Raw genomic sequence first — 22,923 nt, 5'->3', positions numbered from 1 at the left:
ATGGCTATTTTAGTACACAAAAAAATATCGCCTGTTTTTCTTCGATAAATGAGTATCTGGTCGCGATTTAAGCAAGTATTCACCGGAAACGCCGGGGAGGCCGCCGAACTCCCGCCCAATCCCTGTTTCTGGCAGGTCGATATGCACTCGCACCTCCTGCCGGATATCGACGATGGCGTCGCTACTCCCGACCAGGCCCTGGAATGCCTGCAACAATTTGCCGACTGGGGTATCCGGAAAGTCATTACCACCCCACACGTTAGCCGGGACTGGTACCCAAATGAGTCGGCAACCCTCCGTGCCGGGCAGGCAACCTTACAGACGCTGGCCGACACCCACAACCTCCCGCTCCGAATTGAGGTAGCCGCCGAATACCTGATCGACGATTTTTTTCCGGACCTGCTGGACAATAATGACCTGCTGACCTTTGGCCCGCAGAAGTACCTGCTGATCGAAACCGGCTGGGCCTCAGCTCCGTTTCAGTTCAACGAACTGTTATTCCGGATTCAGACCAAAGGGTACACCCCCGTGCTGGCCCACCCCGAACGATACCGCTATTTCCATGACGACCTGGCCGGACTCGCCCGCCTGCACGACGCCGGCTGCCTGTTCCAGCTCAACTGGATGTCGCTGACGGGCCGCTACGGCAGCCGTATTCAGACGCAGGGCCGGCTGCTGCTCAAACACGGTCTGGTCGACTTTATCGGCAGCGATCTGCACCGCCCTCAGGATCTGCCGGGGCTGACGGCCCTCTTTACCTCGTCTGACTATGAACTTCTCAAAAATCAGCCGCTGAAGAATGCTGACCTATTGGCGTAACCCCACGCCCCAGACGGTCATAACCCACTGAACGCTGCTATATATGTTGTTCCCCATCCTCTACTATCTTGTCTCCGCATGCCTGCTTACGGGCATCCTTTATGTGATCTGGCAGGACTACCGGGCAGACAACCAGCCAGCTCCTCGTAACCCGGCCGTTCTCTTTGGATCGCTTACGTTCCTGCTGCTCCTGGTCATGCGGTTGCCCAGTATCCTGTATAATCAACAATTGAACGAAGACGAGAGCCAGGTGCTCACGCAGGCCATGACACTGTGGCAGGACCCGGTCTACGGCCGGTCGGTAGATAGCGGCACCATCGGCCCGGTCAATTCCTATATCCTGCTGCCGTTTCATGCCCTGGGCTTACCCTTCGAGTATACCCTGCTGCGGGTAACAGGAATGGTGCTGCTGATTATTTCCCTTATTTTCTACTACCGTAGCTTACAGCTGCTTGTCTCTTCCCGCATCAGCAGGCGGCTAAGCTTTCTGGTGCTGACCCTCTTCTTTGCCTCGGCCAACCATCCCGATTTTCTCCAATACAGCAGTGAATTGACGTCTCTGGTGCTGATTACCGGCTGCTTTACCCTGGCAATGCGGGTGTTCCGGTATGGGCGGCCGTCGATTTCCGGCCTGATTACGCTGGGGTTCCTGGCCGGCCTGACCGCTTATTGCAAACTGCAGAGCCTGCCCATTGTGGGTACGCTGCTGCTGGTGCCGGCCGGCTATTTACTACAGACATACCGCCTGAGCGCCCTGCGCTACGGGGCGGCCCTGCTGGCCGGCTTTCTGATGCCTACCCTGCTGGTGTTTGCCCTGGCGTACCGGTTTGGGGTAGCCGACTACTTCATCAACTATTACTTTATCGGCAGCTTAACCACCTACAGCGAACTGTATACCGCCCTAAATGGCGTTCAGCGTGGTTTTGGGAGTAACCTCCTGCGCTTTCTGAGCCTGCAAACGCAGCCGCCGGAGTTTATTTTCGTTGTCCTGGTCCCCTGCATTCTAACGGTTGCCGGTGCGCTGGCCGGCCGGCGGCTATCAGTCCGTGGCCCAGCCGGTACCTGGCCCCTGGTTCTGGTTATCGCCCCGGCGCTCATGGCGGGCTGGGCGGTTATTGCACCGGGCACCGAGTTTGCACATCATCTGCTGCTGCTGGTTTTTCCGCTTGGCTGGCTACAGGCCATCTGCCTACAGGCTATACTCAACAGCCCCTCCATCCGGCTTCGTAAACCGCAGGTTGTCCTGTTCGCCGGCTTCCTGTGCCTGCTTGCGTTTACCCTGAACAACTCGTATGTACAGGTATACGGCAAATCGCTGGTGAATTACCTGCGGGGAAAGCCCGTGGCCGACGTGTCTCAGCGCTTATTCAACCGAAATCCGGCGGTGTTTTCCTTCCCCGACAGCCTGAACGTGAGCAGATCAGCCGTGGCCGGCATCGTCAGGCAATACGCCGTTCCCGGCACCGACAGGCTGGCCGTCTGGGGCTGGAACTGCCGCTACTACGTTCAAACCCAACTGGCGCAGGGTGTCTCCGAAAATCACACCCCCCGGAGTATCATTCCCAACAGCATGCGACAGGCCTACCTCAACCGCTATGCCGCCGACCTGCTGAGAAACCGGCCGGCGGTGTTTCTGGACGCCGTTGGCAATACCAGTCTCCTGCTGACCAAATTAAGCCAGCGGCACGAAAACTTTGCCCTTATTCACCGCATTATCCGGCAGTACTACGTGCTGGCCGCCAGTGCCAACGATGTCCGCATCTATGTCCGGCAGGACCGGCAACTCCGCCTGGCGGCCGGCCACCCCATGAGGTGATTACTTAGCCGAGCAAACTGGTGTACGCCTGTCAGAAGAGGGGGTACGGCTTCAACTCAAAGCCATGGAAATTGTCCTTTCGCGACCTCAACACAAGATCAGTAGCCCGGATCCTGATTACCTACTTAAAAAAGGAGGTGGAAGACAAACCAGACCATTTAGAATTCGATTATTGGGGCGACCCGACAAGTCTTTCTTTTAAAGGGCGGCTGGTAGGCGAGGTTGAGGCTTACAACCCTGAACTCAACTTCTCTTTCATCGAGAACGAGGAAGCCAGCCAGACCGGTAAGGAGGTTGACTGGACTGAGGTGGTGCGGGATCTGTTGCCTATCGAAATCAACCGCTTTGCCGCCTACAACGGCGGTATTGAACTGGTTAACCTGTTCAGGGCCACTAATACCGGTCTGACGTTAAAAAATATGAACCTGTTGAAGCAGATGCCGGATTTTAACTATGACCTGAAACTTGACGATCTTCAACTGGTCAAACTCAACAAAATACTCCGCTCTTACGCAGATCTGGATTTTGAAGCAGGCACGGTCAGTGTGGTCAGCGAGATGGCCATGTACGATGGTAAGTTGCAGGGTTATTTTAAACCCCTTACCAAACACAAAACCGTTCGCTAAAGATCCGGCGAACTGCTTTTGGTATATACATGAACAGGCTGGCTATTAATGCCCACCAGCAGGTAACTCCGGATAAAAAGAAAATCACGCGTGTCTCCTCTCAGATAAAGGCCTGATTCGGTTTGCGGGAGGTACCGGAAATGCCCCCTGCGGTCGTTCAGAAACACCTGCCCGAAGTTGGCGTCGATGTTCCCAGTTCGTACCCGGCCGCGGCTCTGGTTCCCTCCCAGAAGCAAATCTTTGTAGCCGTCGCCATTGATATCCTCGCAGGCAATGGCATACACCGGAGCAAACTGTGCCTGAACAGGTAGCGCCTTCGGCTCGAATTTGCCGTTGTTGTTCACCAGATAAACCGTAGAAAGGGTACTGGCCTTCAGCATCTGCGGAGTTTTATTTTTAAACTCGTTCAAAACGTCCTCCGTGGTGGCTTCTGAGTAGAGGGCATAATTGGTATACTTCTTCCGGAGCGGCACCAGTTGGTCCAGAAGTTCGTCCCGGCTGTAGGCAGGGTAGCTTTTCCCCTGAATGGCATAAGACAGTATCGGGTCTGCTTTTCCGTTATCATCGAAATCGGCGACAGCCATAGTCAACGGGCTCTCTGTCGATGCTTTCCATTGGGAGTTCAGTCCGTAGTTGCCGACAATTAAGTCCAGATCACCATCGCGGTCGAAGTCGGCGCAGGCAATCCGCTGCCAGAATCCCGTTAAGGTATCGGTATCATCCGGCACCCGTTCCAGTACTCCGCGGTTGTTCCTAAGGCGAATAACCGGTGTCCATTCGCCAACGGCTACGAGATCATCATAGCCGTCACGATCAAAGTCAATGACACAGGCATCGGTCAGCAGGCCCAGTGATTCCAGTGCCGGACTGGCTACCGGAACAAGTTTTCCGCCATCATTCCGGTATAGCCGGCTGGGGTTGTAGCTGGGGTAAATACCGGGAACGGCCCCACCACCCACAAACAGATCCAGGTCGCCATCGCGGTCGAAATCAATCGTCTCTACAGCATTATCGGCGTAGCCTTCTGCCGGCAGCGCGTCAAAATCTTTTTTAAAATTCCCCTTACCATCGTTCCGGTATAGCCGGTTTCGCAGCATCAGGTCATTGGGCAGGTACTCGTACCCCCCACTAGTGACATACAGATCCAGGTCACCGTCTTTATCGATGTCAAACAGCACCGCATCGGTATCGGTACAAAGTTCATCCTGCGCAAAGTCGGGCTGCTCCCGGCGGCTAAATGTGCCGTTGGCCTGCTGGACAAAAAGGCCACCAGCCTGTCCCTTGCCACCACCGATATAGACATCCTCCAGTCCGTCGCCGTTCACATCGCCCTTTGCCATACGCGGCCCCTGAAACGAATACATATGCGGTAGCAGAATCTGCCGGCTAAAGTCGTTCAGGGGCATCTGCTGATGGGCAAACGGAAAGACAGGAGCTGCCATAAAGAGGGGAGATGAAGCGGGAGCGGCAGGATTCCACGCGGGCAGGTTTTTGGCGTACGTGACTGTTAACCGCTGATTAGCCGCAATGCCCGTCAGTTTCTGTTCTTTTCCGTCGGGCCAGACCACTACCAGGCTATCTACTGATTTGTTGGCGCCCAGACCAAAATGGACCGGAGTGGCCAGACTACTCTGAAACCCGTGTGTCGGGCTGTATTCCTGAAACTGTTTCAGGCTACCGCTGTACAGATACAGCTTCGTGCCGGTGGTGAAGGCCTTATTGCTACCGGCATTCAGCACAACGTTCAGGTAGTTATTACCGGACTTTTCGGTACTCAGGTTCTGGTACACGCCGGCTTTCTCATTGATGTTGTTGGTGATAATCTCCAGATCGCCATCATTATCCAGGTCCGCATATACGGCCCCGTTGGAGATAACCGGTGCTGAAAAGCCCCACTCAGCTTGTTTGTTGGAGAAGGTCAGGTTGTGCTCATTTCGGAAGATATAATTAGGCACTTTCGTTGACGGCATATGGCTGATAAGCCCCAGAATACCTTCCGAACTGCGCTCGCCCTGGTCGGCGTAGTACTTCATAAAGTCCATATTGGTGTAATCCCGCAGGTAGCCATTGGTCATGAACAGGTCTTTGTAACCATCATTGTCATAGTCTGCCAACAGTACCGACCAGCTCCAGTCGGTATTGGAGATACCCGCCACCTGGCCTATTTCCGAGAAAGTTGGCATGGGCGGTCCAACGGGTCGGCTGGGGGCATGGGGCTGGGGGCTGGAGGAACTGCTGATAACCGCTTGACCCTTGCCCCATGCCCCATTATTCAGTTGCAGCATATTGCGCATGATTTGCGGGTGAATACCATTGCGGAGCATAGAGAGGTAGCCTTCGTATTTATCGGGCCCGAACAGCAGCTTCTGCCGTTTATTGTCCTCCGGGAGCATATCGGCCGTGATAATGTCGGGGAGCAGGTCATTGTTGACGTCTCCGATGTCATTCCCCATCGAAAAATAGCTGACATGGTTGGTCATCCGGGTAATCTGGTCGGAGAAAGCAGGGCCACCGGTACGGCCGTTGTTAATATAACAGTAGTCGTTTTCCAGATAGTCGTTTGACACGTAGATATCCGGCCAGCCATCCTGATTAATGTCGGCAATATGAATGCCCAGTCCGAAACCAATGGGATTACCTTTGATGCCTTCCACTGCGCTTACATCCACAAACTTGCCGCCGTCGTTTCGCAGCAGCCGGTCTCCGGCGAGTGAGTCGCGCATGGCCCGGACAGCCTCTACATCAAAGCGATTGAAATCTTTAACATTATGGTTGAGGATATACGCGTCTAAATCACCATCCCTGTCATAGTCGAAAAAAGCGGTTTGGGTGGTATAGGTATTTAGGTCTAAGCCGTACTCGGCGGCTTTTTCGGTAAAGGTTGGCGGTCCCGATACGTCGGAACGGCCCTTGCCGTTGTTGATGTAGAGTTTGTTCCGGCGCAGCTCCGGCCTCTGCACATTGCCCGACACAGACACATAGAGGTCCTGCCAGCCATCCTGGTTGATATCCACAATGGTGACGCCCGTTTTCCATTCGCCTTTCCAGGTGATACCGGCCGTTTGAGTGACGTCTTTAAAAGACAGCTTGCCTTCGTTGATGTACAGTTTGTCTTCGCCCTGATTTGCGGTGAAATAGAGGTCAATAAGTCCGTCGTTGTTGAAGTCTGCAGCCGCTACGCCACCCCCGTTGTAGAAGTACTCATAGTTCAGCACATTGTCGGTTTCCGTCTCCTGAATGCTGTTAATAAACTCAATATGGGTCTGGTCCGAATCCAGTTGTTTGAACAGCGTATCCGGCGACGTATGCAAGCAGGAGCTTAACGAGAAAGCCAGGACCAGGAAAACACCGAATTTCATAAACGACTATTACTGACTGCGAAAGGAAACTGAAAATTACATAAAAAAAAGATGCCTTCGTTTCCAAAGGCATCTTTTTACCGGGTAGCCGGGCTTACTGCTTATCCCACCATACACGGGTGGTAAACAGGTCGGGGCCCTGCCGCGTAATAGCCTCGTTGATATTGGGGTTTACGCCAAACTCACCTTGCGAATACCGCAGACGGCGTGGAATCTGACCGTTGGTTTCGTTACCCGGATAATTGACCGGTGTAAGCTTCGGATAACCCGTACGGCGCCAGTTGTGCCAGGCTTCCATATGGTTGAGCGTAGCCCCGGTGGTCATCCAGAGTTCCGTATGGATGGCATCCATCTTGGCGTCGAGCGTACCCGAAGCCGGATAGGGGTTAGCCTCCAGGTAGGCCTGGGCCTGGGCGGCTGTGAGGTTGCCCGCGTAGGAGTTGAGTTGCAGCACACCGGCTACGAGCGCGTTGTCGTACGAAGTTTTGGCGCTGCCGGTTACCCAGCCACGCTCAATGGCTTCGGCTTTGAGCAGTTCCGACTCGGCATACGTCATAATGAAATAAGGGTTGCCGAGGGCATACATATTCGGAGCCGGGCGCGAGTAGTTGGCGCGGTTGTTGAGCGGAGCGGGCAGAGCCGCCAGCATGGTGGCATCCGTACCGATGGGCAGGCCAATCTGCTTATCCGGCGTAGTATCGCCCGATTTCAGTGCCGACACCACCGACAGGCGGGGGTCTTTCCGCCGTACCAGGGCATCAATGTAGGTTTTGCCCCACTGTATGTTATCGGCAGTCACAATACCCCGGCCAATAGCCGCCATATTCCACGAGTTGGGGTTGGAGTTGGCACCGGCGGTGGTTCCCGGCACATACTTCAGCGCGAAGGTATCGTCGTTGCCACTCATCAGGCCCTTATCAGCCGCTTTTTTGGCCCAGCTTTGGGCGGCAGCGGCATCGGCTTTCTGCATCCGCATGGCCAGCCGCAGCATGAGCGAGTTGGCCGCCCGCTTCCACTTGTTTATGTCGCCCCCAAACACAAAGTCAGCCTGGGTGGGAATGTAGGCCGAGGTGCTCAGGGCTGAACCGGCTTCGTCTAGTTCCTTGAGCAAATCGGCATATATTGCCTTCTGTGGGTCGTACTTGGGCGAGAACACGCCCGTCAGGGCACCATAACCGGCTTCAAAATATGGCACGTCGCCGTAGATGTCGGTGAGGGTAGCCATTTCAATCACGCGTAGAATCCGGGCCATCGAGGTGATGTTCACATTCTTTGCGTCTTTCTTGGCCAGTTCAATCAGGTTCACCAGGTTTTTAATCGAGTTCGGGTAGGCCCGCTCAAACCAGGCCGCGCTCAGGTCGCCCTGGAACGTATAGACCGTTCCCCGGTAAAAACCTACTTCTACCGATGACATCTGCTGCATCATCATGGCGCAGTAGATGATGTTGGTCCGCCAGGAGCGGTAACCGGGGTCGCCCCCTTCGCCCGCAATCATCAGCGAGGATTGAGCCAGCAGGTAATCCAGCGGCACCGACGATGGACGGTTGGGGTTGATATTAATCTGTTCGAAGTCTTTTGTGCAGGCACCCATCGTCAGGATAAGGGCCATCACTATCGCTAGTTTACGAAACATAGTCTTTGTCAAATGTGAGGTTAAAACTTCAGGTTCAGGTTTACACCGAGCGTACGGGTTGCCGGCACGCCAGCCAGTTCAAGGCCCTGCGCGTTGGAGTTGTTATACGTTGATTCGGGGTCAATGTTCGGGATTTTCTTCATCAGGATGGCCAGGTTGCGCCCGACAATCGAGACAGAAGCTCCTTTAATCGGTGTCTTAGCCAGCAATGCCGACGGCAGCGAGTAGTCAATGATGATTTGCCGCAGTTTCAGGAAGTCAGACTTATATACAAACGGTGTAGCTACGTTGAACACGCGCTCGGCATAGTCCTGCGGATTCACCTGTACCGCGTTTTTCTCACCTTTTTCGGTCACACCTATCCCAACGTAGCCGCCTTCACGCCCTTCCAGGGTTTCTTTGGCCAAACCCCGGCGGTATGCGTAGGCATTGGTGCCGGAGAACAGATACCCGCCAAACTTCCCGTCGATGAGGAAGCTAAAGCCTATGCTTTTATACCGGAACGAGTTGTTCCAGCCCAAGGTCAGCGGAGCTACGCCCGTTCCGAAATTTTTCAGGTCGCCCTGGATCGGGAAACCCTGTGCATTATGTATGATGTTGCCGCTGGCGTCGCGCTTGTAATCAAAGCCCTGTACCTGGCTGTAAGGCAGACCAACTACATGGTTGATAAACGCACTCCGGGTACGGTTTTCGTCAACCCGCAGGGTGGTCAGAGAGCCATAAAGGTTGATAACCTTGCTCTGGTTATAACCCATGTTGAATGAACTTTCCCAGGTAAAGGCAGGGGTCTTTACGGCCTGATAGTTCAGCAGCAATTCGATACCCTTGTTTTCAATTTTACCGACGTTGAACAGGGCGTTGCTGTAGCCCGAGGTTGCCGAGATGGTAGCCCCCACAATGTCGTTGGTGGTGGTCCGGGTGTAGTAGGCAAAATCAATGTTCAGGCGGTTGTTGAACAGGCGCGTATCGAAACCGGCCTCAAACGTAGTCGAGGTAAGTGGCTGCAAACTGGCGTTAGGCACGGTACCACCGCTGATTTGGGCCAGCGGAGCGCCAAGGTGAGCACCAGACAGCGCATAGTACAGCGAGAGGTTGTAGGGGTCCGTATCGCCCCCGGCCTGTGCCCATGACGACCGCAGCTTCAGGAAATTAATGAACGATGGCAGCCTCATGGCATCCGACAACACAAAGCTGGCCCCCACCGATGGGTACAGAATGCTGTTGTTGCCCGGTGCAAGCGTCGAGAACCAGTCGTTACGGGCCGTAGCGGTCAGATACAGGTAGTTGTTGTAGGAGAATTCGGCTGAACCATACACGGAGTTAATCCGCTTGCGGAACCACTGCTCACCCAGGCCCCGGTTGGCCGGGTCGGAGTTGGAGATGTCGTAGAAGAACGGAATGTTGAGCGGGCCGCTGCCGTAGTTAAAGAACCGGCCTTCCTGCCGCATCTGGTTGCCCCCAACGAGCAGATTGAGGCCAAACTTTTCAGAGAATTTCTTCTGCACGCCCAGCATCAGGTCGGCGTTGGTTTCTGTAAAGTTCCGACCCGTTACGTTGTAGTTTCCGCGCAGGCTGAACGGCGTACCGTAAGGCGTTTGGTCCTGGTAGCGATAATTGTAATTATCGAAACCAATCCGGCCTTTCACATACAGCCAGTCGGTGAGGTCGTAACGGGGTTCAAACGTTCCGATGACCCGGTTTTTCTGGTCTTGGTTCAGCCAGTTATACGCTGCGTAGTAAGGGTTTTGAATGTAGATGTTATCGGACCAGGTGAGCTCGTAATTGCGCGAGTCCACCTGACTTTCCTGCAGAGCCGCTACACCCAGCGATGTAGGCATGGCATTAAGTGCGTAGGTAGCACTGCCCGGCGAGTCAGACAGACGCGGGCGGTTTCTCGCTTTCTCAATAATGTATTTAACGTTGCTGACAAACGAGAACTTCGGGCCGAGGTCGCCGTTGACATTCAGGGCGAAGTTGTTCCGACGAAGACCGCTGTTCGGAATGACTGAATTGTTGTTCAGGTCATTCATCGACAGGCGGTAGGTTACCTTGTCTGTTGCACCGGTCAGGGCCACCGAGTTGGTAAACGTCGAGCCTGTCTGGTAGAAGTTAGTCAGGTTGTCGCGCTGCGCCGAGTAAGGACGAGACTTACCGTCGAACTGAATCACCGGCGAACCGTCGAGTTTAGCCCCCCAGCTATTGGAAGTCAGGGCTTCCTGTACAGTAGTGGGTTTTACACCCCGGTTTCCGGCACCGTATTCATACTGGTAGCCATCGAAACGCTTGATGAGAATGTCTTCGGCTACAAAGTTGCTGTTGATTTCCAGGCCAATACCTTTACCGGCCTTGCCCCCTTTGGTGGTTACAAGAATGGCTCCGTTGGATGCCCGTGAGCCGTAGAGAGCGGCTGCCGTTGCCCCTTTCAATACGCTGATATTATCGATTTCGTCCGGGTTCAGGCTGGAAATACCATCCCCGCGGTCGCCCCCCCCCCACATCCCGGCATTACCCAGGTTGTCGTTGTTGATGGGGATACCGTCTACCACAATCAGGGGCTGGTTGTTGCCCGAGATAGAGCCATTCCCGCGAATCACAATCCGGGTTGAACCCGCCGGACCCGATGCCGGAGCCGAGATGTTCAGACCGGCTACCCGACCCTGCAGGGAGTTGGCAACGTTGACGGTCCGGGCCTGCGTCAGTTCATCACCCTTTATTTCTGAAACGGCATAACCCAGTGCTTTTTTCTCTTTTTTGATACCAAGAGCGGTTACAACGACTTCCTCCAATACAGACGACTGCGGAGCCAGCGACACATTCACGGTAGCGCTGTTGCCGACCACTGCGTCTTTTGACACAAAGCCGATGTAGCTAAAGGTCAGCGTGGCGCCTTTCTGCGCCGAAATACTATACTCACCCTGATTGTTGGTGATGGTTCCCCGGTTGGTGCCTTTGACAAGGACGTTGACACCATAAATCGCGCTCCCCGTCTCATCGGTCACCCTGCCCTTGACCTCCATGGTTTGGGCAAACGTGAGCGAAGTCATCAGGGACAGGAGCGTTAGTCCCCAAGAGAATAGAAGTTTTTTCATTAGATTTACGGTTAAATGTTAAGAAGAACATATTAAAACCGGCGAGCTTATTTCATTTGCCGGAGTCGGCGGAAAAGTAAGTTTTTTCCCGGCAAATAACAATGCCTTGAAAATAACCTATTAGCGTACTAGTGTTCTAACCGCCAATAGTTGACGGATATAAGCGTTTCAATTTTGTGCGTGCATCCGTCGTAGTGAATTGCCAATCCACTTTGGAGGACTTGTCGTTGCGACGAGTGACCCAATCCTGCACTTGTTTAGTGAACGCAGCTTGATTAGCAACTCGCTCGGTTAGCCCCTGACGGCTCAACACGCTCAACTCTACCTCCGCTATATTCAGCCACGAACCATGTTTCGGCGTGAACACAAAGTCGATTTTACGTAAAATAGCCCGCGCCCGTTCAGCACTAAAGATCTCATAAAGTGCCGCTTTGCGGTGGGCCGATAAATTGTCCTGCACCAACATAATGCGCTCGGCATCCGCCCACCACTCTTCAGACAATCTTGCCCAATACTTTAGCCCACTCCTGGCTACTATGACTTTCCGTAGCCTCCACCTGACGCTGACCACCCTAACGGCTCACAGCCCATGAACATTTCTGCTACGCCCTCCCGGCGGTACTCATAATCGATATGCTCAACCCCATTTTTAGTAAAACTCTTTGGAGTCTCACTGACCAATTGTTGCCGGGCTTCGTCCAGACAGAGTACCAGGTGAAGCGGATTGTAGGGCCGCTGGTATACGGTTAAAACACTAGTTCGGCTCCTGCGCCACCATCATGCGGGCTACATCCGGCATGCGGTAGGTGGCCGACCAGCCGAGCATGTCCCGCGCTTTTGCCGGATTGGAGTGCCCTTCGGCAATATCAGACGGGCGAAAAAAGGACCGGTCCGTTTCGACATGGTCTTCCCAGCGAAGGTCCAGCGATGAAAACACGGTATGGATAAAATCCCGCAATTTGTAGGTCTCACCGGTGGAGATAACAAAATCATTGGGTACCGGCTGCTGTAGCATCAGCCACATGGCTTCGACATACTCCGGTGCCCAGCCCCAGTCCCGGGCAATGTCGATATTACCCAGCACGAGTTTTTCCGAACTCCCGGCGGCAATGCGCTTAGCCGCTCTAACAATTTTCTGGGTCACGAACCGCTCCGGCCGCAGGGGCGATTCATGGTTAAAAAGGATGCCGGTGCAGGCGTATAGGTTATATGATTCGCGGTAGTTGGCCACCTGCCAGTAGGCCGTTGCCTTAGCCACACCATACGGACTGCGCGGCCGGAAGGGCGTGGTCTCATCGGCCCTCAGGCTACCGGTATCCCCAAACGACTCGCTGGAGCCGGCATTGTAAAAGCGAATGGGCAGGTCGCTGAAGCGGATCGCTTCCAGCAGATTCAGGGTGCCCATGCTGATACTCTCCAGGGTCTCGACCGGCTGCTCAAAGGAGAGCCCCACCGAGCTTTGCCCGGCCAGGTTATACACCTCATCCGGCTTTATACGCAGCAGCGTTTGCAGTACACTGCGGAAGTCATTGATGCTGATGGAAACGAGCGTTACCTGCCGGCGAATGCCCAGACGGTCCAGATTATGAAAAGAGGCCATCTGCGCATCGCGTGACCCGCCGTATACCTCATAGCCCTTTGCGAGTAACAGGTGGGCCAGGTACGCCCCATCCTGTCCGGAAACGCCACAGATTAGTGCTTTTTTTGTCATTTCGTAAAAGTATACACCCTCTGCCAATCAACCAAAGCCTTTGCCCGACGCCGGATCGCTTTTCTGTTTGCTATGGCAATCCTGATGGTACCGTACAACCTGCCGGCGAGGGCAGCCCGTACCTCAGGCAAAAAGGGCTTCGCTATCAGGCTTTCTGATAGAGAACCGCTGCGATGCGCCCGGCCGCCCGGCCGTCCCACAAGGCCGGCTGTTTTCCAGCCTTAGCCTGTCCATTCAGGATCTCTGCTACGTTCTGCTGCACCGTTACCGGGTTCAGGTCGGCCAGCAGCTGATTGGAACCGACATCTACCGTAACCGGTCGCTCGGTACTGTCGCGGAAGGTGAGGCAGGGCACCTGCAGGTAGGTGGTTTCTTCCTGAATACCGCCGGAGTCAGTAATCAGCAAAGCCGCGTTTTCCATCAGGTTCAGAAACTCCAGATAGCCCTGCGGGGGCATCAGGCGCACGTTGGGAATCGCTTCCAGATGGGTCATAAGCCCATACCGGACCAGGTTGTTGCGGGTGCGGGGATGCACAGGAAAGAGTACCGTTCGGTACCGGGCGGTATCGGCCACAATCTGAAGAATACGCTGTAAACCCGCTTCGGTATCCACATTGGCGGGTCGGTGCATGGTGATGATCGCGTACCCCTGAGGCTCCAGGCCCAGGCGGCCAACCTCATCCAACTCGGCCGCTTTTTGCCGGTAATGCACCAGCGAATCAATCATGACATTGCCCACGAAATACACCTTATGGTCTGGTACGTTCTCCCGCTTCAGGTTTTCCAGGCCGGCCGGCTCGGAAACGAAAAGGTAATCAGAAATGGCATCCGTTAAGATTCGGTTGTTCTCTTCCGGCATCCGGCGGTCGCCACTCCGCAACCCGGCCTCTACGTGCGCCACCGGCACCTGCTTTTTACTGGCCACCAGCGCACAGGCCAGCGTGGAGTTGACATCGCCGACCACCAGCACCAGATCCGGCTTTTCGGCCTCGATCACCGGCTCAAACGCCAGCATAATACTCGCGATCTGCTGCGTGGGCGTTCCGCTGCCTACGCCCAGAAAATAATCGGGCGTGGGCAGTTCCAACTGCTGAAAGAAGACATCGCTCATTTGCGCATCGTGGTGCTGACCGGTATGCACAATTTTCGACTGAAATTGTGGGTACTGCTGGAAAGCACGGTGCAGCGGAGCCACCTTCATAAAATTGGGCCGCGCACCCACAATGTTGAGAATTTTCATGAGATTTGGTCAAGGAACCGACAGAGCAGCTTCTTTACGCTAAAAAGCCTGGTCTATGTTCTTTTTCCATTGATTTACTTGTTGCCTACAAAGAACGTAAAGCCCTATTGGTTTACGTAGTCGTTCATGCCCCTTTTGTTCAGTTGATAGTTGAAAAAGAGTTGCTGGGTTGCTTCTATCACTCCCAAAACCAATAACGGATAAGCGCCAAACATATAAGCAGGTATTGGTGGGTAATATAACGTAAACGTGGTAACAGTTGCCAGAGTCGCCAGTATATAAAACTGCTGCCTTCCAGCTTGCAGATACACGATTATCAACAAGCCTAAAAAAGCCAGACCATAATTCACCCAATCAGAAGCTCCCACAACATACCCGACAGAGAAGCTTAGCAAAGTATTGATAAACGTATTTTTTAAGACAAGCCAGGGATCCCTTTTCACAATACCAATTACTTCCTCCTGTAATATTGCGCCAAACCTCTTTTCCTGCATTAAATCGTTCTCATGAGCATACGGAGTTCCTGTTTTACGCTCATAAAACTTGTACCCAGCTAGATCTGAAAGTTGATCTACATACGGATTTTGGTAAGCAGCTAAACCTACATAAGCTGTAAACCAGAAGCTTCGTGCTATAGGTCTGTACAGTATAATGACCAGGACAGATAGTAACAGCCCTAATAGCATCGCATCTGTACGACTTCCTTTCCAATATAGCAGCCCCATGTAAAACAGGATTGCCAGTATTATTGACGGCCGGGTCACAAATACAATTGCCAGCAAAACTCCCCAGAATACAGTAGCCCAGCGGTTCCATTTATACCCCATAAAATGATGTATAATTGTAAATGCAGGGATAACCTGCCAGAAGTAATAATAGTCATACGTGACAAACTTTATCACTACCGGATTAACACAATACAGACACAAAAAGGCTACCTGCTTCCAGAAGCTTAACTGGTAAAGAACCAATAAGCAAAGGAGTACATGCACCAGTACCTGCAGTAAAACGATGCTCACCGAATCACCAAAGAAAGGAAACAAGCGCCGGGCTACAGAGCAAAGATAGCCGTACCCGATCTGGGTTAAAACATGTTTCGTCAGGTTGCCGGACCGATGAAACCGATAGGACTTCTGCTCAATCTCAGGTAGAGCGGCAAAGTGATTGACTTCTGTGGTATCGATCAAAAAATCACCACCTAACCGCAGGTTAGCTGCTAATGAAAAATAGCTGCCCCGCCAAGGCGAAGCCTGGTGAGTTCGTGAGTGGAAAAGCCAGCAAGAGCCTAGTATTAAAATACCCTGAATGATTAATACAGTAACCCTCATTCCGATGTAAGGATAGCCAGTGGCGCAACAGCGAATTTACTGATTGATAATGAGCACCTTAATTAAATTATACTTAAGCAAGTTGCAGCCCTGACACATCCAAGATACCTGTTTTGTCTGGCGATACCAAGGTCATCAACTGATGGGGCCGAATCTCCCCTGCTGTTTACGCTAACTTCTGCGTATATTTACACCTCTTGATCTCTGGGACCAAAGCACTTCTGTTACCTGAGATACCACAAGTGGATAAGAACTTTATGTCGCTTACCTCCATAAAAGTATACAGTTGTGAACAAAAGCACTTCGTTTGACTATTCATGCATTTTCTTCTGACCGGCGGGGCTGGTTTTATTGGCTCACATTTAACGGAGCAGCTATTGGCTACAGGACATTCCGTCGTATGTATAGACAACCTAGACGATTATTATTCATCAGATCTAAAGAGGAGTAATATTGCCCCCTTTCATCGACACCACTTATATACTTTCATTGAGGGCGACATACGTAACGGCATTTTATTAGAGAGCCTACTCCAGAAGAACTCATTTGATATGGTTATTCACCTAGCGGCCCGCGCAGGTGTACGCCCTTCCGTCGAAAACCCCTCCCTGTACGTAGATGTTAATGTAAATGGTACCCTCACCTTACTGGAAGCAATGCGTCAGGCCCAAGTAACTAAAATAGTGATGGCATCCTCTTCATCTGTATATGGGAATTCATCCACAATACCTTTCACAGAGGCTGATGCCTGCGATAGACCCTTATCTGCCTATGCCGCATCAAAACGTGCTGCAGAGTTATTGGCCCATACTTATTATCACCTGCACGGGTTTGATATTACCTGCCTTCGCTTTTTTACCGTTTATGGACCACGCCAACGACCAGAAATGGCAATAAGCCAATTCACTGCTTCTATTTCAAATGGTTATCCAATAACTCTTTACGGAGATGGCAGCACCGCACGGGATTACACGTATGTTACAGATATTGTATCTGGCGTTTTAGCAGCTATCAAAAATCTAGGAGGATTTAATATATACAATATAGGTGGATCTGCTCCTGTTACCTTATTATCGCTAATCCAACATATAGAAAAGGGCCTCGGGTCTAAAGCAGTTATAAATTGGCAACCTATGCAACCGGGGGACGTAGAGCAAACCTATGCAGATCTCTCTTTAGCCCGGAAACTGCTCCATTACGAACCAACTATTTCAATTGAAAAGGGAATAGAACAATACATAATCTGGTTCCATCAGAATAATACATTAACTATGCTTTAATCAACAAATTGTCGGAACCAAGACTCAATGGCCATTAGTCCCCAAAGTGTATAGGATGCGTCTGTTTTACCGGCCTGATTAGCCTGTATCAACTGCTGTACAGCCACCGAATCAAACAGCCCCCTTTGCTGCAAACATTCTTCAGACAGGTATTTGCTGGTCAACGCTGTCAACTGACCGCTTTGAAACCAATTTCGTAGCGGAGTACCGAATCCGGTTTTGGATCGATAAACAATTTCGTGGGGTAAGTAACGTTCCATCAGTTTCCGCAGCAGATATTTGGTCGTGGTCCGGCGCATCTTCATGGCCGGTGGCAATGTAGCGCTGAACGCCACCAGTTCTTTATCCAGAAACGGCACGCGTGCTTCTACGCCCACCGCCATACTCAACTTATCGGTATAGTTCAGGTTGTGGTTGGGCAGATAGTAACTCAACTCCCAAAACAATACCTGATTTAACAGGCTCTGCTCTTCCGGAATCCGGTGGAGAGAATCCAGCAGATGAGCACGGGGCTGGTAATCCAGCAGCGTATTCCGGATCGACTCCTGAAACAGTCCCTGATTAGTCGCCAGCGGAAGCCAGGCGAAATAATCGGCTATCCGCTCTAACCGGGGCTTCCCCAACCCCAACGCTACTTTCTGCATACGCCGGAGTATTGGGCTAGTGCGCGGCCCGGTTCCCAAAACTCTCTGGAGCAACCGTCCGGACGCAGTCGGTAATAACGCAAGCAACGGCTCCAACGCCAGGGCCTGGTGACGCCGGTAGCCCGAAAACACATCGTCGCCCGCCATGCCCCCCAATAAAACAGTATGACCGTTCTGGCGGGCCTGCCGGCAAATATTCCAAACGTTGATAGGAGCCGTATCGGCCTGTGGTTCATCCAGGTGGTAGATCATCCGATCAAAATCGCGCACAATGTCTGCTTCAGCCTCTACTTCAATCAGGTCAACGCCGAGGTGTGCCGCCACCTTTCGAGCATAGGGTAAATCATTATCAAAACCCTCATACTGTTGTTGGCCGGCGGCAGTCCGTATTGTATAACAGGTCAGTTTCTCGGTAGGCCTCGCCCGTCTGGCCATAGCTACTACGGCGCTGGAATCGAGACCACCCGACAAAAAAAAGCCTAAAGGAACATCCGATTGTAATTGCCGGTCTACGGCCTTATATAATTTTTCATCCAGCTCGTTCAGAAGCTTTTCTTCGGTCTGGTTGGTGAATTGTCCGGCAAAAGGGATTTCGTAGTACCGGTGCGTCTGAATGTGCTGGGGATCATCAACCGACAGCGTCACATAATGCCCTGGCAGCAGCTTACGGGCGTAAACGAAGGGAGTTTGCTCACCGGGCGAGTACAGAAAATGCAGGTAGTTGACTAAGGCTGTGTAGTCGATCGTCTTATCGATTCCTGGCAGGCCGGCAATGGTCTTCAGCTCGGAACTAAATATAAACCGGGCATCTTTGTGGTAATAGTACAGGGGCTTTACACCAAACTGATCCCGAGCCAGTACCAGCTTCCGGGTGTGCGAGTCGTATATAGCGCAGGTGAAGATGCCATTTAACCGGTTAAATAGTGCGGTGCCATAGGCCGCAAACCCATACAGGAGTGTTTCGGTATCGGACGTAGATCGAAAGGCAAACCGGGAAGAAAGTTCACTCCTGATGTCGAGATGATTGTAGATTTCGCCGTTGAAGATAATCACATACCGCCCATCTGGGGTTTGCATGGGTTGATGGCCCTTGGGCGACAGATCAAGAATGGAAAGCCGTGTGTGAAATAATGTCAGATTGGGGGCTGTATATAGGCCTTCATCGTCCGGGCCCCGATGCCGTATCGAACACAGCATATTGTCTGTATTTGCCTCTCCCTGCCCCACAATACCTGCAATGCCACACATAGAAACCTGACTTGTTTAATGCCAACGGTAGTTCGCCAAACAGAAGCTTTTTGTCTGGCGTCCGTTCAAAGTTAGCGTACCTCATCGGCTTTCCTGTAACAGGCGATCCATTTGTCAATATTTTTGGCAATGTCGAACTGATTTTCTACCAGCGCTCTGGCTCGCTGACGCATAGCCTGGTAGTCAGCTTCCGGCATGGCTACCAGGGCATCTATTGCTTTCGCCAACTCCTCCGGGGTGTTTCTGACCCAACAGCCGGCTTTCTCCTCAGCCAGCAACTGCCAGGGCGTTCCGGTTGAGGCAATTACCGGTGTAGCCTGCGCCAGCGACTCAATCACAACATTGCCGAAGTTCTCGGTATGCGAGGGTAGTAGTGTAACAAATGCATCGGCATACAACTGTTGCTTGGCCTCACCTTCGATCTGACCTAAAAATTCTACCTGATCAGCCAATCTTAACTCGCTGATCTGCTGCTTTATTTCATTCGTGTAGGCATTGAAGCTTCCGGCAATTTTTAGGGTGAAACCAGATGATCGGAATGTACCCGATTTATCTAAGGCTTGTATAAGTCGGTCCAGACCCTTTATGGGATGCATTCGGCCAATAAACAGGAGATAGGGAGTAGCCGGATTTCTTGGCTTCAGGGCAGGCATTTCCATATAGTTGGGAATGGTAATTACCGTTACCTTCTTCCCAAACACATCTTGAACATACGCTTTTTCCAGGTTAGACGTAGCGTGGAAAATAACACGGCTGGCTAGCCCAAGGTGTTTAACCAGCCCAATGACCATTCGCTTTTTCCGCTGACTAAACGAGAGCGCCCCCGGATCAAACTCACCTCGTACCGACCAGAATACGCGCTTTCCGGACAAGCCGGCTAATATACCAATGAGCGCACCCGGAATATGGAAAAAGCTCGACAGGTGTATAATATCTGCGTTAGGCAGTCTGGTCAGCGCTCTTAAAAATAGCTTTGGTGTAAACAGGTAGACATTTGATGTTCCCCGGTAAAACTGATACGCTGATTCATTCGTGTACATTACTGAACCTGCATCTGTCTGTAACCAGCGGTCCAGCGGTACCGTACCGGGGGGTATGCCCATATCTGTAGTGACAATACATGGTTTATACCCTTTGTTTACCAGCGCTTTGGTTAACCAGTATACCGTATTGGCAGGGCCACCCGATTGAGAAGGATAAAAAGCAACTATGGGAAACAGAATTGTCAACATTCAATTTCGTTATTGCTGAGCCACTCCGCCAGGACGACCAGCGCCCAGATCTGACTCCAGATCACCCGTTTATCTCCCTTTAGGAAGTTCTCCCATAACGTATCAATAGCGCCAGCCTGGAAATAGCGCGTTTGGCCCAGCCCCTTTAACCGCTGACGACAAAAGCCTTTTAATTCGTTTTTCAACCAATAGTTCCATGGCAGTTCAAAACCTCTTTTGGGTCGGCTCCGGATTGCTTCCGGTAAAATCTCTTTAAGCGAATCAACCAGCAACTGTTTGGGTCGGGTAGGATATTTGTAATCGTCGGGAATACTCAGGGCATAATCGACCAGTTCATGGTCGAAAAACGGCACTCGTAATTCAAGCGCATTCGCCATACTCATCTGGTCCGAATCTTTCAGCAGCACGCTTTCTGTGTAGGTAGCTATCTCAGCTACCGAAAACTGGCTCAATACCGGCATTTGTGATAACTCCTCTGCTCCGGCGGCCAGGTAGGTAACCGCAAAGTCAGGCTGATTGGCAACACCAGTCAGCTCCCGAATTTGCGGATCTTTAAACAAACGCCGAAAGGGCGGATAAATGTCACCAATGGTCCGACGCTTTGAGGACAGCACCGTTTTTAGTTTTTCCAGCCGGTACGAAGCCACTAAATTCAGCGAATGCCCTGCCAACTGCCGAACCAGTCGGGGCGTATGCCAGAACAACCCCGAGCCGAACAAGTCATAATAATAGCGAAAGCTAGGGTACCCCGCAAACAGCTCGTCTCCCCCCAGGCCAGATAACGCCACCGTCAGACCGGTTTCCTTCGTGTACTTCGATACCATATACGTATTGATACCGTCGCTACTGGGCCGGTCAATACTCTTTAGTACCGTTGGCAACTCATCATGTAACTGCTGAGCCGACAGCGTAATGGTATGATGCCGGGTATTGAACCGCCGGGAAGCCAGAACGGCGTATTCCGATTCATCATACTGATCTTCCTGGAAGGAAAGATTTACGGTATTGACTGGTTGGTCGGTGCAACGTGCCATTAAACCGACAATGATTGAAGAATCGATTCCGCCCGACAGAAAAGCACCGATAGGCACATCGCTAACCATCTGCCGCTCCACCGCTTTTGTGACCAGATCGGCTACCTGCCGTTCCACCTCCGGCAACGATTGATCCAGTGCAGGTCTGAACATTCTTAACGACCAGTAAGTGTGTAATGCAACGGTATGCTGCACAACATCGACCCAGGCGTAACAGCCGGAAGCGACCTGATAAACACCCTCGACAATGGTCCGGGGTTCATGAACCGACTGATAGGCGAGGTAATCTGCCAGACCAACTAAAGACAACCGCTTTGAGAAAGCCCCACTTTTTAATAACGACCTTACCTCCGATGCAAACAGAAACACCTGATCGTCGTGGTAGTAATACAGTGGCTTCACGCCAAGCCGGTCGCGGCACAGAAACAGGCGCTGCGCAACCGTGTCATAAATGGCAAAAGCAAAGATGCCGTTCAGGTATCCTATACAGTGTTCTCCCCACCTTATAAAGGCCGCCAGAATCACTTCAGAATCCGACTGCGTCCGAAATACGTAATCGGCTTCCAGTTGTGCCCGTATTTCCCGGTAATTATAAATTTCGCCGTTAAAAATTAAGGCATACCGCATCGAACTGTCGAACATAGGCTGATTGGCTGCGCTGGATGTATCAATTATTGATAACCGGCGATGCCCAAGCGCTACTTTATCGTCCACAAAAAACCCCTCGGCATCTGGTCCACGATGCCGTACCGCATCAGTCATCTTCCGGATGCAGTCCGACAAACGATTGCTTTGCGTTCTGGACACTATGCCTGCAATTCCACACATAATCCTATCGAAGTCAAACTGGTTCAGACATACGGGTTTGGCGACCCAAAGACTCATACAATGCAAGGTACTTAGTGGCAACGGCAGCGACAGAAAACCGCTCCGCATTTACTCTCCCCTTCTGAATCAGATCAGCCCGGTAAGCATCATCATTACAAATTCGTTCGATTCCCTGACGAATAGCGCTTATATCTGTCGGGTCGACCAGGCAGGCCGCCCCTCCGGCAACCTCGATCATCGGACTAATATTACTGGTAATTACCGGTCTGCCCACTACCTGCGCTTCTACAACCGGAAGCCCAAAGCCTTCGTAAAGAGAGACAAATGTAACAAGGTCACACTTCTGGTAGAGACTAACCACCTGGCTTTGCGTCACATCTACGTAATTTACATAATCGATTTTGCGCTGAACTATCTCAGCCTGTATCTCTGCTGTTAGCTTGCCCAGTATTGTTAACCGGCACGGAAGTCCTTCAATTGCTTTAATTAACCTGGATAGGTTTTTGTGCGGGGCAGAGCCGATATGCAACAGGTTTGGGTATGTCTTATTAAAAGCACGTGGGCAATAGCTAAAGGCCGGATCATAATTGCAGGGGATTACGGTAACTTTATCAGCCAGTTTACCAATATAACGGTACAGCTCCTGACGCGTTTTTTCAGAAATAGCCGTCACTACGGCGGCCCGGCGAATGGGCAGGTAATACCACAATAACCAAAAGGCTAAAAACCGAATTGGCTGCGACTTTGTGCGATTAAGCATGACGCAGTCAGGGATTGTCAATATGGTTTTCGATGGCTTTGTTGCTAAGGCCGTATAATGAATATCGCCTGTAATATGAAATACCCCCCCTTTGATCTTCTTAACATAAAGAACATTAAGCCAAACCTTTCTAATGCTTCGACTAATGTAGGGGACAACAACATCAGAAACATGAACTTTATTTGTCCCAGATAAATATTCACCTATCCCCCCAAAAAGATTTTCAAGGCTATAACCCACCCCAATGCTCCTAAATATATATCTCACTTGAAGCAT

General features: G+C 51.8%; 15 protein-coding genes. 4 read left to right on the top strand and 11 right to left on the bottom strand.

Annotated elements, in window-relative coordinates; translation table 11 throughout:
* Nucleotides 1–48: 48 nt before the first annotated feature.
* The 3 genes from ABD931_RS12625 (at nucleotide 49) to ABD931_RS12615 (ending at nucleotide 3,261) form a co-directional block, all read left to right on the top strand.
* Entirely contained in the window at nucleotides 49–819 is a 771-nt protein-coding gene (locus ABD931_RS12625; RefSeq protein WP_345267592.1) for a tyrosine-protein phosphatase, read from the top strand.
* 43 nt (nucleotides 820–862) lie between these two features.
* Nucleotides 863–2,635, top strand: a complete 1,773-nt coding sequence (locus tag ABD931_RS12620) for a hypothetical protein (RefSeq protein WP_345267590.1) — start codon at nucleotides 863–865, stop codon at nucleotides 2,633–2,635.
* A 137-nt stretch (nucleotides 2,636–2,772) separates the two neighbouring features.
* Nucleotides 2,773–3,261: a hypothetical protein gene (locus ABD931_RS12615; protein WP_345267588.1), complete on the top strand. Its 489-nt coding sequence runs from the start codon at nucleotides 2,773–2,775 to the stop codon at nucleotides 3,259–3,261.
* Here ABD931_RS12615 and ABD931_RS12610 read toward each other — a convergent pair.
* The 7 genes from ABD931_RS12610 to ABD931_RS12580 form a co-directional block, all read right to left on the bottom strand.
* Complete coding sequence (locus tag ABD931_RS12610) at nucleotides 3,258–6,620, bottom strand: VCBS repeat-containing protein (RefSeq protein WP_345267586.1); 3,363 nt, start codon at nucleotides 6,618–6,620, stop codon at nucleotides 3,258–3,260. The genes ABD931_RS12615 and ABD931_RS12610 overlap by 4 nt on opposite strands.
* Nucleotides 6,621–6,714: 94 nt before the next feature.
* Complete coding sequence (locus ABD931_RS12605; protein WP_345267584.1) at nucleotides 6,715–8,253, bottom strand: SusD/RagB family nutrient-binding outer membrane lipoprotein; 1,539 nt, start codon at nucleotides 8,251–8,253, stop codon at nucleotides 6,715–6,717.
* A 20-nt stretch (nucleotides 8,254–8,273) separates the two neighbouring features.
* Entirely contained in the window at nucleotides 8,274–11,342 is a 3,069-nt protein-coding gene (locus ABD931_RS12600) for a SusC/RagA family TonB-linked outer membrane protein (protein ID WP_345267582.1), read from the bottom strand.
* A gap of 136 nt (nucleotides 11,343–11,478) precedes the next feature.
* Nucleotides 11,479–11,844 (bottom strand): transposase, encoded by a 366-nt coding sequence (locus ABD931_RS12595; protein WP_345267580.1) that lies wholly within the window; start codon nucleotides 11,842–11,844, stop codon nucleotides 11,479–11,481.
* A 252-nt stretch (nucleotides 11,845–12,096) separates the two neighbouring features.
* The gene (locus ABD931_RS12590) at nucleotides 12,097–13,053 is read right to left on the bottom strand and encodes a GDP-mannose 4,6-dehydratase (RefSeq protein ID WP_345267578.1); all 957 of its coding nucleotides are present in this window, start codon (nucleotides 13,051–13,053) and stop codon (nucleotides 12,097–12,099) included.
* Between the two features lie 145 nt (nucleotides 13,054–13,198).
* A complete protein-coding gene (wecB, locus tag ABD931_RS12585; protein ID WP_345267576.1) occupies nucleotides 13,199–14,293 on the bottom strand; it encodes a non-hydrolyzing UDP-N-acetylglucosamine 2-epimerase in 1,095 nt (364 codons plus the stop codon).
* Between the two features lie 104 nt (nucleotides 14,294–14,397).
* Nucleotides 14,398–15,621, bottom strand: coding sequence for a hypothetical protein (locus ABD931_RS12580; protein ID WP_345267574.1), 1,224 nt, complete (start codon nucleotides 15,619–15,621; stop codon nucleotides 14,398–14,400).
* 317 nt (nucleotides 15,622–15,938) lie between these two features.
* Between ABD931_RS12580 and ABD931_RS12575 the strand changes: the two genes are divergently transcribed.
* Nucleotides 15,939–16,901 carry a GDP-mannose 4,6-dehydratase gene (locus ABD931_RS12575; protein WP_345267572.1) on the top strand — a complete coding sequence of 321 codons (963 nt, stop codon included), beginning with the start codon at nucleotides 15,939–15,941 and terminating at the stop codon, nucleotides 16,899–16,901.
* Here the strand turns inward: ABD931_RS12575 and asnB (ABD931_RS12570) are convergent.
* The 4 genes from asnB (ABD931_RS12570) to ABD931_RS12555 form a co-directional block, all read right to left on the bottom strand.
* Nucleotides 16,898–18,793 (bottom strand): asparagine synthase (glutamine-hydrolyzing), encoded by a 1,896-nt coding sequence (gene asnB / locus ABD931_RS12570; RefSeq protein WP_345267570.1) that lies wholly within the window; start codon nucleotides 18,791–18,793, stop codon nucleotides 16,898–16,900. The genes ABD931_RS12575 and asnB (ABD931_RS12570) overlap by 4 nt on opposite strands.
* 71 nt (nucleotides 18,794–18,864) lie before the next feature.
* Entirely contained in the window at nucleotides 18,865–20,025 is a 1,161-nt protein-coding gene (locus tag ABD931_RS12565) for a glycosyltransferase family 4 protein (RefSeq protein WP_345267568.1), read from the bottom strand.
* Entirely contained in the window at nucleotides 20,019–21,887 is a 1,869-nt protein-coding gene (gene asnB / locus ABD931_RS12560; RefSeq protein ID WP_345267566.1) for an asparagine synthase (glutamine-hydrolyzing), read from the bottom strand. The genes ABD931_RS12565 and asnB (ABD931_RS12560) overlap by 7 nt, the downstream gene beginning before the upstream one ends.
* A 13-nt stretch (nucleotides 21,888–21,900) precedes the next feature.
* Nucleotides 21,901–22,923: a glycosyltransferase family 4 protein gene (locus tag ABD931_RS12555; protein WP_345267564.1), complete on the bottom strand. Its 1,023-nt coding sequence runs from the start codon at nucleotides 22,921–22,923 to the stop codon at nucleotides 21,901–21,903.

The organism is Nibrella viscosa (genome assembly GCF_039541875.1).
Taxonomy (GTDB): domain Bacteria; phylum Bacteroidota; class Bacteroidia; order Cytophagales; family Spirosomataceae; genus Nibrella; species Nibrella viscosa.
This window is presented reverse-complemented; position numbering and strand designations above follow the sequence as displayed.